This is a genomic window from Corynebacterium intestinale (assembly GCF_023574125.1).
Lineage (GTDB): Bacteria > Actinomycetota > Actinomycetes > Mycobacteriales > Mycobacteriaceae > Corynebacterium > Corynebacterium hesseae.
Genome location: NZ_JAMKFF010000001.1, coordinates 324,296 through 337,939 on the forward strand (window position 1 = coordinate 324,296; position 13,644 = coordinate 337,939).

Sequence of the window (13,644 nt, forward strand, 5' to 3'; positions counted from 1 at the left end):
GGCACATGGCTGACATCACCGCCGAATTGGTTTCCGTCGAGCGCCTGCTGTGGACCGGAAAGGCCACCATGGTGACGGCTGAAACCACCGAGGGTGAGATCGGCGTGCTTCCTGGCCATGAGCCCATGGTTGGTCAGTTGATCGACAATGGCGTAGTGACCATCCACCCGGCCGACGGCGAGCGTCGCGTCGCCGCTGTCCAGGGTGGCTTCCTCTCCGTGTCCGAGAACAAGATCACCGTCCTCGCCGATTGGGCCATCTGGGCCTCGGAGGTCGATGAAGCACAGGCACAGGAAGACCTGAAGTCTGAGCGCGAGCTGACGAGGTCCCGTGGCGATGCCGCATTGCGCGCCGCCCGCCGCTTCAACAGCTAACGGATGAGCGGAGAGGGAAACGACGGGCAGCAATGACCGCCCTTCCCACTCTCACCTAGGAACCCCACCCCCTCGCTAAGAGGGGGTGGGGTTCCTTCGTGATCTGCGCCAAAGGTCAAGCAAGGACTAGCATTGTCTCCTCCGCGAGCGGTAGAATCAACGCAACGTTTCTTACTCGCGGTGAAGGAAATCAACCCATGAACTCTCAGGTGCTCCAAGGGCTATCTATTCTTTTAGGTCTGTGCGCACTGATTCTTCTGGTTGTCGTCATTCTGGCCGCAGTTCGGTTTTTTACGGTGCGTTCCCGCGGAACGAGCATCCTTCTGCGCCGGCTTCCTTCGAAGGACTCCCATACGTGGCGTCACGGCCTCGTGCGCTATGACGGCGAGTATATGGAGTACTTCAAGCTTCGCTCCGTATTGCCGCGCGCCAACAAACGCTTTAATCGCCTCGACATCGAACTGGGCAGCACCCGCCCAATGGATGATGACGAGGCTTCTTTTATGCCCTCTGGTCACCAGATCATCCGTATTAGCATCGATGGGCGGGACTATGAGATTGCCTCTGATGCGCACGGAATCATGGCGTTGAATGCGTGGGTGGAATCGGCGCCGTCGAAGCGCCAAGAGAAGTTGGATTATCGCCAGATGCGCCAGCGAGCTACCCGCTTACCAAAGAAGTAGCGCCCAACGATAGGGTAGAGGGCATGCGTGTTGTCATCGCCCAATGCTCCGTAGATTACGTAGGCCGCCTCGACGCCCACCTTCCCATGGCGGACCGTCTCATCCTCATCAAAGCCGATGGTTCGGTGTCCATCCATGCGGATGACCGTGCCTATAAGCCGCTGAACTGGATGACTCCGCCGTGCACCTTTGAGGAGTCGGCGATTGAGGATATCGACGGCGAGGACACAGGAGAGAAACTGTGGCTGGTAGAAAATCCGAAAGGTGAGCAGCTGCGCATCACCATCGCTCAGATCCACCAGGAGATTGACATGGATCTGGGAGAAGACCCCGGCTTGGTCAAGGATGGCGTGGAAGCCCACTTGCAGGAGCTGTTGGCGGAACATATCGAAACGTTGGGGGAGAAGTACTCACTGGTGCGCCGCGAGTACCCCACCGCGATTGGTCCGGTAGACATCATGGCCAAGAACTCCAAGAATGAATTCGTAGCGGTCGAGGTCAAGCGCCGCGGCGGAATTGATGGCGTCGAGCAGCTCACGCGCTACCTTGAGCTGCTCAACCGCGACGACTTGCTAGCACCGGTCCACGGTGTGTTCGCAGCGCAGGAAATCAAGCCCCAAGCGCGGACCTTGGCGGAAGACCGCGGTATCCGTTGCGTCGTCCTGGACTACCAAGAGCTGCGCGGCATCGAGTCCAACGAGCTGCGGTTGTTCTAGTGCCGCGCCGCAATCGTAGGATCCGCGAAGAGGCACGGTCACTGCCGCGCGACGGCAGTGCCTTCCTCGGCTCGCAGACGGTACCAGGGCCGAGCTGGACCCATGGCGAGCCTTTCGTTATGAGACACGTCGGCAGCGCGGCCGCTCAGAAGTACTACGTGTGCCCGGGATGCAACCAGAACATACCTCCCGGGGTGGCGCACATCGTGGCGTGGCCGCGGGATACCGGTGGGCGCGCTGACGACCGTCGCCATTGGCACCGGCACTGCTGGGAGCGGCGGTAGGATAGCGGGCATGATTGTTGCCTTTTCCGTAGCCCCCTCCGTCGTGGGCGATGAACGCGCTGAGATGTCCGAGGCCGTCGCCGAAGCCGTGCGTGTGGTCCGGGCCTCCGGCCTGCCCAATGAGACCAATGCCATGTTTACCCTTGTTGAAGGCGAGTGGGATGAGGTCTTCGCGGTTATCAAGGAAGCCACCGATGCCGTGCGCGCGGTTTCGCCCCGCACCAGCCTGGTGATTAAAGCCGATATCCGCGAAGGCGTGACCGGGCAGATAACCCAAAAAGTAGATTCCGTTAATCGTTACCTGGAGGAGAATAAGTGACCGGACCGTACGTAGGAGGAGCCCTCGACCTCGGCGCCATCAAGCAGCAGGCAGAGGCCAAGGCGAAAGCACAGGAACAGGGTACTACTGGTGCCTCGGCAGGTGTACAGCCCTTCTTTGAGGTCACCGAGCAGAACTTCGAGAATGACTTGGTGCGCCGCTCCGCCGAGGTGCCCGTCATCGCCCTGATCGGCTCGCCGCGCTCCCCGGCCTCCGAGCAGCTCAAGAAGGACTTCGAGGAGATGGCGGCTGCCGGTGGGCTCAAGTTCATCGTCGGCTATATCAACGCTGATGTCGTGCCCCAGGTGGCGCAGGTCTTCGGCGTGCAGAATCTGCCGACCACCGTTGCCATCGCAGCCGGCCAGCCCGTCACCAACTTCGAGGGCGGACAGCCGCGCGAGAACCTGGAGCAGTGGGTAGCGGCGATCGTCGACAAGCTCGGCCCCCAGCTCAAGGGCTTGCCTGACCAAGATGTGGCGGGGGAGAGCTCAGAGGAAGAAGCAGCAGATCCTCGCCTGGGCCTGGCTGAGGACGCGCTCAACCGTGGCGATTTCGACGCTGCCATCGCTACCTACGAGGAGATTCTGGCCGCTGAGCCGGATAATGCGGAGATTAAGCAGGCGCGCGACACCACTCTGCTGCTCAAGCGCTTGGACCCGGCTAACCGTAGTGAGGATCCCATCTTCGCTGCGGATGCTGCCCCGGAGGACGTGGCAAAGCAACTCGACGCCGCCGACGCAGAGGTCGTCGCCGGTGCCCCCGACCGCGCCTTCGAGCGCCTCATTGAGGCCATGAAGCGCACCGCTGGGGATGAGAAGGAACAGCTCAAGACCCGCCTCTTGGAGCTCTTTGGTCTCTTCGATTCCGGTGACCCGCGCGTACTGGCCGCGCGCACGAAGCTGGCCAGCGCGTTGTACTAAAGACGGCGTAGTAAAAGGACCCAAGTTGTGCCGGGTCCGAGAGCGACCTTCCCGGACTGTCGCGGGCTGGACCCTCAGGATGGCTCAGTTGAGTCCTCTCCTGGGGGTCTTTTTGCGTTTAAGCAATGATGTGACGTACGGCATGTTAAATTCCTTTTTGTGCGATACGGCACAATGGTTGTTTGACTCTTTCAGGAGGACTCTCATGCGCAAGCTCCTCGGCGTCGTTGGCGCCGCCTCTCTTGCTCTTACCCTTACCGCCTGCGGAAGCGATAGCTCCGATAGTGCCGGCAGCTCCAATTATGTTCGCGTGCTCGGTACCGAACCGCAGCAGGGGCTCATTCCCGCGATGACGAATGAGAACGGCGGCGGACGCATCGTCGACATGCTGTTTTCCGGATTGGTGTATTACGACGCCGACGGCAATGTGCACAACGAGATGGCGGAGTCCATCGACAAGGAAGGGGAGAAGACCTACAAGGTCACGCTCAAGCCTGACCTGAAGTTCTCTGATGGCTCAGCCGTGACGGCCGATTCCTTCGTCGATACGTGGAACTACGCGGTGGCCAATGAACAACTTAATGAGAGCTTCTTCTCCTCCATCAAGGGCTACGGGGAAGGCGTCAAAGAAATGGAAGGCCTCAAGGTCATCGATGAGCGCACCTTCACCATCGAACTCACCCAGCCGGAAAGTGACTTTCCGAGCCGCTTAGGCTACAACGCCTACTTCCCAGTCCCCGCGGCCGCGCTGGAGGACCCGCAGGGCTTTGGCGAATCCCCGGTGTCGAACGGCCCCTACAAGATCAAGGAATGGAACCACAACCAGAACCTGATCATCGAACCGAACCCGGAGTATAAGGGAGACCGCGCAGCGCAGAACGACGGCATTGAATTCGCCTTCTACGCCGATTCCAGCGCAGCCTACATGGACCTGTTAGCGAATAACCTCGATGTCCTCGAAGCCATTCCTTCGTCTGCCTTCGGTAGTTATGAGCAGGACCTGGCCGGCCGCCAAGAAACCAAGCCGGCTGCTACCTACCTGGAAATGTCCATCCACATGGAGACCCCGCACTTTAGTGGGGAAGAGGGCACGCTGCGCCGCAAGGCAATCTCGATGGCTATCAACCGTGAGGAGATCGCGGAGACCATCTTCCATGGCACCCGCACACCGGCCCGGGAGTTCACGTCACCGGTGCTGAATGGCTACAACGACAGCCTTCCGGGTTCGGAAAACCTGGACTATAACCCGGAGGAGGCGAAGAAGCTGTGGGCGGAGGCCGATAAGAAGTACGGTGCTTTTGAAGGCTCGTTCCCGATCAACTACAACACCGATGGCGACAACAAAGACTGGGCCGATGCCGTGGCCAACAACATCAGCAATACGCTGGGAATTCAAGCCGTGGGGAACCCTTACCCGGACTTCAAGTCCTTCCGCGATGCCTACCGCACCGAGCGTATGGATGGCGCCTACCGCACGGCTTGGTTCGCTGACTATCCCTCGATGGGTAACTTCCTTGGCCCGAACTTCACCACGGGTGTAGCTTCCAATGACTCGAAGTACTCCAACCCGGAGTTCGATGAACTGATTGTGAAGGCCAACGGCGCCGCGAATGAGGAGGAAGCCGCGAAGCTCTACAACCAGGCGCAGGAGCTGTTGCTGCGTGACCTTCCCTCAATCCCGCTGTTCTACCCGAACGTGGTCGGCGGCTGGTCCGAGAACGTCCAGGACGTGACCTTCAACTGGAAGTCCCTGCCGGTGTACTACGCGGTGAAGAAGAACTAGGGCTCTGGCCCTACAGGCACACCGAAATATGACTAAAGTGCGGAGGCATGACCTCCGTACTTTTCCTTTGCAATACCAACCGCGGTAAGTCTCAGATGGCGGCTGCCTTAGCTAAGAAGCATGCGCCCGATTGGGAAGTTCACTCCGCAGGCGTAAAGACCACTGAACAGCATCGTGCGCAGGGCGTGAACGCCGAGGCGCAGGCCTCTCTTGCAAAGGTCGGCGCCGACATGTCAGGAACGCCAACGTTGCTTGATGCCGGCCTCGCGTCTTCGGTGGATCACGTCATCATCGTCGGTGATGCCGACTATGACGGAGTGGCTGAGCGTTGGGAGATTGAGGACCCGTCCGTGCGTGGTCTAGAGGGAGGGGAGCGAATGGATGCGTTGCGCGATGACATTGATGCTCGCGTAAGAGCTTTCCTCGATACTCACGCACGAGACTGAAAACTGCAACTGCCCGAGTTGCCAAAACTAGCGGCTGGAATTCGATCTCAGCGGTGATCTTTGGCAGGTCGGGCAGTTGTGTTCTTAGAAACTAGCCACGGAAGGCATACCACTGCACCGAGTTGGCCGGCAGGTGCAGCTGTACGTGGTTGCCTTCGGAGCGCACGCGGTGGGCAAGGTCGTTGCCAGCACCCTGATAGACGGCGTCGTCTGTGTTGATGAGCAGCTCCCACTCGCCATCGCGCGGCACCCAGAGGTCATAGTTGGGCACCGAGCTACCGGAGAAGTTGCACACTGCCAACAAGGCGGAGCCGTCCTTGCCATAGCGGACGTAGCCGAGCATGTTGTTGTTCGAGTCATCAGCCTTAACCCACTGGAAGCCATCCTGCGTAAAGTCCTGGGTCCACAGGGCTGGCTGTTGCTTGTACACCGCGTTGAGGTCGCGCACTAGGCGCTTAATGCCGTGGTGCCACTCGTTGCCCCAGCCCTCCAAGTTGGACCAGTCCACGGAGTGGCCCTCTGCCCATTCGGTGGTCTGGCCAAACTCCTGGCCCATGAACATCAGCTGCTTGCCCGGGTGGGAGAACATGTAGCCGTACAGCGCGCGCAGGCCCGCGGCCTTATTCCAGTCATCGCCCGGCATGCGCTCCCACAAGGAGCCCTTGCCGTGCACCACTTCGTCGTGGCTAAACGGGAGTACGTAGCGCTCCGAGTAGGCGTAGACCATGGAGAAGGTGAGCTCGCCGTGGTGGTAGCGGCGGTGAATCGGCTCGTGCTTGAAGTACTCCAGGGTGTCGTTCATCCAGCCCATGTTCCACTTCAGGCTAAAGCCTAGGCCGCCCTCATGCGTCGGGGCGGTCACGCCCGGCCAGGAGGTGGATTCCTCGGCGATGGTTAGCACGCCCGGGTGGTTACGGTTCAGCGTGGCGTTGGTCTCCTGGAGGAATTGGACTGCCTCAAGGTTCTCGCGCCCGCCGTAGATATTGGGCAGCCATTCCTCGCGGGAGTAGTCCAAGTAGAGCATGGAAGCAACGGCGTCGACACGCAAGCCGTCGACGTGGAACTCCTCGGCCCAGTACAGGGCGTTAGCCACGAGGAAGTTGCGAACCTCGTTGCGGCCGAAGTCGAAGACGTAGGTGCCCCAATCGGCCTGCTCACCGCGGCGCGGGTCCGGGTGCTCGTAGAGTGCCTGCCCGTCGAAGCGGCTCAGCGCCCATTCGTCCTTGGGGAAGTGCGCGGGCACCCAGTCGATGAAGACGCCGATGCCAGCGTTATGCAAGTCGTCGATAAGCGCGCGCAGCTCATCCGGGGAGCCCCAGCGCGCGGAGGGAGCGTAGTAGCCGGAGACCTGGTAACCCCAGGAACCGCCGAAGGGGTGCTCGGCCACGGGCAGCAGCTCCACGTGGGTAAAGCCGTGCTCAACCAGGTAAGGGATGAGTTCTTCGCGCAAGCTGTTGTAGTTGGCGCCTACCTTCCAGGAGCCGACGTGGAGCTCGTAGACGCTCATCGGGACGTCGAGGTCCCCGGTGCGCTTGCTTATCCACTCCTCATCACTCCATTTGAAACTGGAGCGGGCCACCACGGAGGCGGTTTCCGGCGGGGCAATGGTGCGCTTGGCCAGGGGATCCGCCTTATCAATGCGCGGGGAGTTCTTGCCGTGGACCGCAAACTTATAGCGCTCGCCTTCGCCCACGCCGGGGATGAAGACCTCCCAAATGCCCGTGGAGCCGAGGCTGCGCATGGGGTATTGGGTAGGGTTCCAGCCGCAGAAGTCACCGACCACGGCCACGCCCTCTGCGTTGGGCGCCCACACAGCAAAGGCCGTGCCCTCGACTACTCCCATGTCGGTGGTGTAGCTCTTGAGATTTGCGCCCAGTACTTCCCAGAGGCGCTCGTGGCGACCCTCGCCGATGAGGTGCTGATCCAATGTTCCCAGGGTGGGCAGGAAGTGATAGCCGTCCGCTACCTCGATGGCGGGCTGGCCCGGGTAGGTGATACGCAGACGGTAGTCTGCTTCCTCTACGAGCGGGGCCTCCCAGATATCATCCCCAACCGCGCGCATGGCGACGGTTTCAGTGGCGGTGACGAGCTCGACGGCTTCGGCACCGGGGCGACGAGTGCGGACGGTTCCGTCGTGCCAGCCATAAAAATCATGGGGCGCGTGGTGGCGGCAGTTGTTAAGGCGTTCGAGGTCTGAGGCCGGGATGTTCATACAGACCAAATTACCGAACAACACCCGCTCGCGGGGCAGAAAAGAAACCCCGCGCTACCCATGAAGGGGGTACGGGTTCAGCGCGGGGTTTCAGGGGCCTAAGAACCTAGGCGCGGTAGTCGTTCACCCGGCGCCAGGCAATGCGCTCCTGCAGGTCATGGTGGGCTGGCGGGAGGATGAAGATGTGGGCGACGTCACGCAGCGGCTCCAGGCGCACGAAGTTGCGGTCGGACCACTCGTAGGCGGCACCACTGATGGTGTCTTGCACCGTGAAGTGTTCACCCGGATGGCGGCCCACCGCGGCCAGATCCACAAAGACCGTGGCCTCCTGAGCATTGCGCGGATCCAGGTTGACCACCACGAGCACTACGTTGCCGGTAGCAGGATCGGCCTTGGAGTAGGCGATGATGGCCTCGTTATCCGTGTTGTGGAAGCGCAGCGTGCGCAGCTGCTGGAGGGCCGGGTTTTCGCGGCGGATGAGGTTGAGCAGGCGGATATAGGATTCCAGGGAATCACCGGACTTGACGGCGGCCTGGAAGTCGCGCGGGCGCAGCTCGTACTTCTCCGAGTCGAGATATTCCTCGCTGCCCGGCTTGACGGCCTGGTGCTCGTAGAGCTCGAAGCCCGAGTACACGCCCCACAGCGGGGAGAGAGTCGCAGCCAGCGTAGCGCGAATGGCGAACATGGCGCGCCCACCGGTCTGCAGGGATTCGTGGAGAATATCCGGGGTATTGACAAAGAGGTTGGGGCGGCAGATATCGGCCTGCTCCACGTGCATCTGCGCGAATTCGGTGAGCTCGTGCTTGGAGGTCTGCCACGTGAAGTAGGTATAGGACTGCGTAAATCCAGCCTTGGCCAGGCCAAACAGGCGTGGGGCGCGGGTGAAGGCCTCGGCGAGGAAGATGACCTCCGGGTGAGTCACATGCACCTTGGAAATCAGCCAATTCCAGAAGTTAGCCGGTTTGGTGTGCGGGTTGTCCACGCGGAACGTATGCACGCCGGCCTCGATCCAGATCATGACGATGCGATAGATTTCCGCGTAGATGGCATCCGGGTCGTTATCGAAGTTCAGCGGGTAGATGTCCTGGTACTTCTTCGGCGGGTTCTCCGCGTAGGCAATGGTGCCATCGGCCAGGACGGTGAAAAATTCCGGATTGGTCTTAGCCCACGGGTGGTCCGGGGAGGCCTGCAGCGCCAGGTCCAGCGCCACCTCCAGGCCCAAGTCGGCGGCCTTCTTAACCAGCTCCTTGAAGTCCTCCATGGTGCCCAGGTCCGGGTGCGTGGTGGAGTGATCTTGGATGGCCCACGGCGAGCCCACATCACCGGGCTCAGCCACCACCGAGTTATTGCGGCCCTTGCGGTGCACCTCGCCAATGGGGTGAATGGGCGGGAAGTAGACGGTATCGAAACCCATGGCTGCCACACGCTCGAGCGCCTGTGCCGTGGTCTTAAACGTGCCGTGCACGGGGTTGCCCTCGTCATCCCAACCGCCGGTCGAGCGTGGGAAGAGCTCGTACCAGGAGCTGTAGAGGGCCTCGCGGCGTTCCACGAGGACCTCGTGAATGTCACCCTCCACCAGCAGGTGGCGCAGGGGGTGGTGGTGGAGGACGTCCGCGACCTCGTCGGACAGCGCGGTGCGCACGCGCTTGTCGACGTCCCCCGTTTCATCCTTCAGCTCCTTCGCCGCCTTAAAGAGCGGATCCGCCTTGTCGCTCGGGCACTGGATTGCCGCCTCCTCGAAAAGTTCGGCGCCGTGCAAGAGATCGTTGCTGAGCTCCTGTGCGGATTGCCCGGCCTCCATCTTCTTGACCACCGCGTTGCGCCAGGTGGACATCGGATCGGACCAGGCGTCGACGCGGAAGAACCAGCGGCCGGCAGTGGCCGGGCTAAACACGCCGTGGACCCGATCCGGGTTCTCCGGGTCCACCGTCATGGTCACGGCAGAAGTGGACGGGGAGTCAGTGTTCCACACCGACAGCGTCGCGGCGACGGCATCGTGGCCCTCACGCCACACCAGCGCGGTAACAGGAACGACCTCTCCGACTACGGCCTTCGAGGCTGCATTACTGGAGAGGGAAGGGCGGACATCGTCGATACCAAGGCGTTGAGTCATGCCCATAGAATAATGCAGCTGTGTCAGTTTCACCGGGGGCGGAAGGTTTCGGCCACAATGGTGCGTGTGAACACTCCAGAGCAACAAAGCCAGCAAGACCCTGAACTTATGGACACCGACGAAGATTGGTTGATTGACTTCCGCGGCGTCGAACTGCGACGGGGTGGGCGCACGCTGGTGGGGCCCATCGACTGGCAGGTGGAGCTCGACGAACGCTGGGTCATCATCGGCCCCAACGGCGCGGGCAAGACCTCGCTGGTGCGGATGGCCGCCGCCGAAGAGTTTCCCTCCGCCGGCGTGGCATACCTGATGGGGGAGCGCCTAGGTAAGACGGATATGCGTGATCTGCGCGCCGCCATCGGCATTTCCTCCGCCGCTGTTCAGCACCGCATCCCGGACAACGAGCGCGTGGATGACCTCGTGGTCTCCGCCGGCTATGCCGTGCTCGGCCGCTGGCGTGAGGACTACCAAGACATGGATTTTTCCCGCGCCGATGACATCCTGGCTCAGGTCGGCGCATCCCACTTGGCCAAGCGCACCTGGGGCACCCTCTCCGAAGGTGAGAAGAAGCGCGTCATCCTCGCCCGCGCGCTCATGGCCAACCCGGAGCTGCTCATCCTGGATGAGCCCTCCGCCGGCATGGACTTGGGTGGACGCGAGGACCTGGTGGGCTACCTCGGGGACCTAGCGCTCGATGCGGATGCCCCGGCGATTGTCATGATCACCCACCACGTGGAGGAAATACCTTACGGGTTTACGCATGCGATGCTCTTGGATGAGGGTAAGGTCGTGGCCAAAGGACTCATTAATTCTGTCCTGACGTCGGAAAACCTCTCCAAGGCCTTCCACCAGCCCATCCAGGTGGACCGCATTGGGGAGCGGTACTTCGCCCGGCGCACCCGCTAATCTTTAGTTCACCTCAAGAATTCTGCTCCTTCGCGGACACGGAAAGTTGCATGAGCCAGTCCATCCACGACAGCCTTGACGCCATCGACCCTGGCGAAACCACCGGCTTCAATGGGGCACGCTTGGCCGCTACGGTCCTCCTGTTGCGCGATACCGCAGAGGGCCTGCGCGTGTGGATCCAGGAACGCGTGCGCACCATGCGCAATTACCCCGGCCACGTCGTGTTTCCCGGCGGCGGGGTAGACCCGCGTGACTTCCCGCCCCGCACCTGGGACTCCGGCGAACTGTGGGCAGGCCGCTCAGTGGTGTCCATGGCACGCCGCATGGGTGTCACCAAGTACAAGGCCCACGCCCTTGTCTTCGCCGCGGCCCGGGAACTCTTCGAAGAGGCCGGCACGCTGCTGGCCATCCGCGAAGACGGCCTGGTCTCTGATGCCTCGCGCTATCACCGCGAGCGCGAGCTACTGGAATCTCACGAGATTTCTTTTACCGAATTCCTTGAACACAACGGCATGCGTGTCGACGCCGACATGTTCCTTCCCTGGTCCCGCTGGGCAGGCGAGGACAATAACCACTGGTTCGACACCTTTTTCTTCATCGGTGTGCTGCCCGAGGGCCAAGAACCGGATGGCGAAACAGGGGAGGCCGATGACGCCGGTTGGTTCGACCCACAGCTGGTACTCGACGGCTGGCGCGCCGGGCTGGTACGCCTAGCCATCCCCACCTGGGCGCAGCTCAAGCGCCTCACGTCCTATTCCAGCGTCAAGGAAGTCTTGGACGATGCCTCCTTCTCCGATCTGCGCCCCATCATCGGGGATCCCCGGGACGATGAACGCTACCGCGAGTACTTCACCACATTCCCCGTCAACCGCATCTAGAAAAAGCACACCATGAGCTACACCCTGGACGAAGTCGCCTTCCTGCGCGAGAATGCAGCCGCCATCGACGCCGCCGCGGCGGACCTGGAGGGAACAAAGAAGGCGCACCTGAGGGACGTCGCCAAGCTGCAAGCACAGTTCGGTGATTATGGGCGTGCCGTGGCCGAACTCATCCAAGCACGCAGCTCCGGAAAGCTGCCGCAGGATTGGCTCATGGACCACGACTCTGCACAACAGGCCACGCCACCTGCGGTGGCGGCCTACCGCGCACAATTCCTCCAGGAGCGCAACGTGGACCTCGTCCACGACCTCACGTGTTCCATCGGCACCGAGGGGCAGGCTTATCGCCCCGGCGCTTATGTGGGCAGCGACCTCGACGCCTCACGCGTGGCCATGGCGCGGCACAATATTGAGCACCCCGTCTTTCGCGCAGATGCGCTGACAACAACGACGACCGCCCAGGTCTGCATCGCCGATCCCGCCCGGCGCCAAGGCGGCAACCGCATCACCCGGCTTGACCAACTGCTACCACCACCGGCAGATCTGCTGGACACCCACGGTGAGATGGCCATCAAATGCGCGCCGGGAATCGACCACTCCGAATGGGAAGGTCTGGCCTGCGTGGTCAGCCTCGACGGCGGGGTGAAGGAAACCTGCCTGTACACCCCGGGCCTGGGAACGGGGAAGAGGGCAGTGGTCCTCAACACCACGCCCGAAGGAGTGACCACGGACGTCATTGATGACGGCATCGCAGAGCACGAGCTTCCCGACGCCGGCCCCATCGGCCGCTTTCTCATCGACCCCGACGGCGCCATCGTGCGCGCCGGGCTGGTGCGCCACTACGCCGCGCGGGAAGGCCTGCACCAGCTGGACCCGCGCATTGCCTACCTCACTGGTGACCGCCTGCCTCACGGCACCTCCGGATTTGAATTCATCGAGTTGGTCCCCATGAAGAAGCTCAAGGCGGCCATGGTTGCCCATGATGTTGGCTCGCTGGAAATCCTGGTACGCGGGCAAGACGTGAACCCGGATCAGTTGCGCAAGAAGCTCAAGCTTAAGGGTTCAACGGCCAAAACCCTCGTGGTCACGCGCATTGGTGCGAAGGGAGTCGCGGTGTTGTGTGGACCGCGAGTAGTATCGTCCGAAGGTAATTACGCACCCTAATAGTTTCAAAATTTACGGAAGGGGAAGTGCCCACATGCCAGTCATTGTGGCTCTGGTCAAGCACGTACCGGATACGTGGTCAACGAAGACCCTCGAGGCGGACCACACGTTGGACCGCACCTCGGTGGATAACGTCATCGATGAGGTCAACGAGTACTCCGTCGAACAGGCCTTGCGCCTGCGCGACGACAACGCTGATGCCGGCTACGAGGTCGTCGCACTCACCATGGGCCCGGCGGCTGCCGACGAGGCCCTGCGCAAGGCCCTGGCCATGGGCGCGGACCACGCCGTGCACGTGACGGATGACGCCCTCGCCGGCGCCGACGCCCTGGCTACCGCCTGGGTCCTTAACGCCGCCATCAATAAGGTGGCTGAGAAGTTCGGTGAGGTTCAGGTCATCACCTTGGGTAATAATTCCTCGGACGCCTCCACCGGCCTTCTCGCTGGGCTCTTGGCCGAGTACCGCCAGCTGCCCGCGCTCACGGAGCTCAAGGCAGCCTCCCTGGCCGGCGCCACCGCCACCGGCACCCGCGAGGACGCCCACGGCCATTGGGAACTTGAGGCCAACCTGCCGGCCATTCTGTCCTTTACGGATAAGGCCGACAAGCCGCGCTTCCCCAACTTCAAGGGCCTGATGGCCGCCAAGAAGGCTGAGGTCACCACGCTCGCTGTTTCGGACCTGGGCATCGACGGCGTGCCGTCCACCACCACGGTTACCGCCTCAGCGCAGCGCCCGGCCCGCACCGCCGGTGAGGTCATCACCGATCCTGATCCGGCCGTGGCTGCCGCCAAGATCGCGGACTTCCTGGCCGCCAAGAATCTCATCGAGGGTTAAGGAGAAAACAC

The 13,644-nt window shown here is 61.8% G+C and carries 14 protein-coding genes; 12 read left to right on the plus strand and 2 right to left on the minus strand.

Features of this window, described 5'->3' with window-relative positions:
- Positions 1-5 precede the first annotated feature (5 nt).
- The 8 genes from M5J06_RS01470 to M5J06_RS01505 all read left to right on the plus strand — a co-directional run bounded on the left by M5J06_RS01470 (position 6) and on the right by M5J06_RS01505 (position 5,525).
- Positions 6-374 carry a F0F1 ATP synthase subunit epsilon gene (locus M5J06_RS01470; protein WP_046648936.1) on the plus strand — a complete coding sequence of 123 codons (369 nt, stop codon included), beginning with the start codon at positions 6-8 and terminating at the stop codon, positions 372-374.
- A 197-nt stretch (positions 375-571) separates the two neighbouring features.
- A complete protein-coding gene (locus M5J06_RS01475; RefSeq protein WP_070624897.1) occupies positions 572-1,057 on the plus strand; it encodes a DUF2550 domain-containing protein in 486 nt (161 codons plus the stop codon).
- Positions 1,058-1,080: 23 nt separating this feature from the next.
- Positions 1,081-1,773: an endonuclease NucS gene (gene nucS / locus M5J06_RS01480; RefSeq protein WP_010187052.1), complete on the plus strand. Its 693-nt coding sequence runs from the start codon at positions 1,081-1,083 to the stop codon at positions 1,771-1,773.
- On the plus strand, positions 1,773-2,057 hold the full coding sequence (locus M5J06_RS01485; RefSeq protein ID WP_083303765.1) for an Rv1322 family protein: 285 nt from the start codon (positions 1,773-1,775) through the stop codon (positions 2,055-2,057). The genes nucS and M5J06_RS01485 overlap by 1 nt, the downstream gene beginning before the upstream one ends.
- A 10-nt stretch (positions 2,058-2,067) precedes the next feature.
- Entirely contained in the window at positions 2,068-2,376 is a 309-nt protein-coding gene (locus M5J06_RS01490) for a thiamine-binding protein (protein WP_070525199.1), read from the plus strand.
- Complete coding sequence (locus tag M5J06_RS01495; protein WP_070624899.1) at positions 2,373-3,296, plus strand: tetratricopeptide repeat protein; 924 nt, start codon at positions 2,373-2,375, stop codon at positions 3,294-3,296. The genes M5J06_RS01490 and M5J06_RS01495 overlap by 4 nt, the downstream gene beginning before the upstream one ends.
- A gap of 205 nt (positions 3,297-3,501) precedes the next feature.
- The gene (locus M5J06_RS01500) at positions 3,502-5,079 is read left to right on the plus strand and encodes a peptide ABC transporter substrate-binding protein (RefSeq protein ID WP_101736617.1); all 1,578 of its coding nucleotides are present in this window, start codon (positions 3,502-3,504) and stop codon (positions 5,077-5,079) included.
- A 47-nt stretch (positions 5,080-5,126) separates the two neighbouring features.
- Complete coding sequence (locus M5J06_RS01505) at positions 5,127-5,525, plus strand: arsenate reductase/protein-tyrosine-phosphatase family protein (protein WP_070563045.1); 399 nt, start codon at positions 5,127-5,129, stop codon at positions 5,523-5,525.
- A gap of 91 nt (positions 5,526-5,616) precedes the next feature.
- Here M5J06_RS01505 and glgB read toward each other — a convergent pair whose 3' ends face one another.
- Positions 5,617-7,737, minus strand: coding sequence for a 1,4-alpha-glucan branching protein GlgB (gene glgB / locus M5J06_RS01510; protein ID WP_250223785.1), 2,121 nt, complete (start codon positions 7,735-7,737; stop codon positions 5,617-5,619).
- 106 nt (positions 7,738-7,843) lie between these two features.
- A complete protein-coding gene (locus tag M5J06_RS01515) occupies positions 7,844-9,850 on the minus strand; it encodes a maltotransferase domain-containing protein (RefSeq protein ID WP_250223786.1) in 2,007 nt (668 codons plus the stop codon).
- A 108-nt stretch (positions 9,851-9,958) separates the two neighbouring features.
- Here M5J06_RS01515 and M5J06_RS01520 point away from each other — a divergent pair, with 108 nt between their 5' ends.
- Genes M5J06_RS01520 through M5J06_RS01535 form a run of 4 tightly spaced genes read left to right on the plus strand, consistent with a single transcriptional unit; the run spans position 9,959 to position 13,633 of the window.
- Positions 9,959-10,756 carry an ABC transporter ATP-binding protein gene (locus M5J06_RS01520; protein ID WP_369815762.1) on the plus strand — a complete coding sequence of 266 codons (798 nt, stop codon included), beginning with the start codon at positions 9,959-9,961 and terminating at the stop codon, positions 10,754-10,756.
- Positions 10,757-10,806: 50 nt separating this feature from the next.
- Entirely contained in the window at positions 10,807-11,634 is an 828-nt protein-coding gene (locus M5J06_RS01525) for an NUDIX hydrolase (RefSeq protein ID WP_070531149.1), read from the plus strand.
- Positions 11,635-11,646: 12 nt separating this feature from the next.
- Positions 11,647-12,798, plus strand: coding sequence for a THUMP-like domain-containing protein (locus M5J06_RS01530; RefSeq protein ID WP_250223787.1), 1,152 nt, complete (start codon positions 11,647-11,649; stop codon positions 12,796-12,798).
- A gap of 34 nt (positions 12,799-12,832) precedes the next feature.
- Positions 12,833-13,633: an electron transfer flavoprotein subunit beta/FixA family protein gene (locus M5J06_RS01535; protein ID WP_250223788.1), complete on the plus strand. Its 801-nt coding sequence runs from the start codon at positions 12,833-12,835 to the stop codon at positions 13,631-13,633.
- Positions 13,634-13,644: the final 11 nt, after the last annotated feature.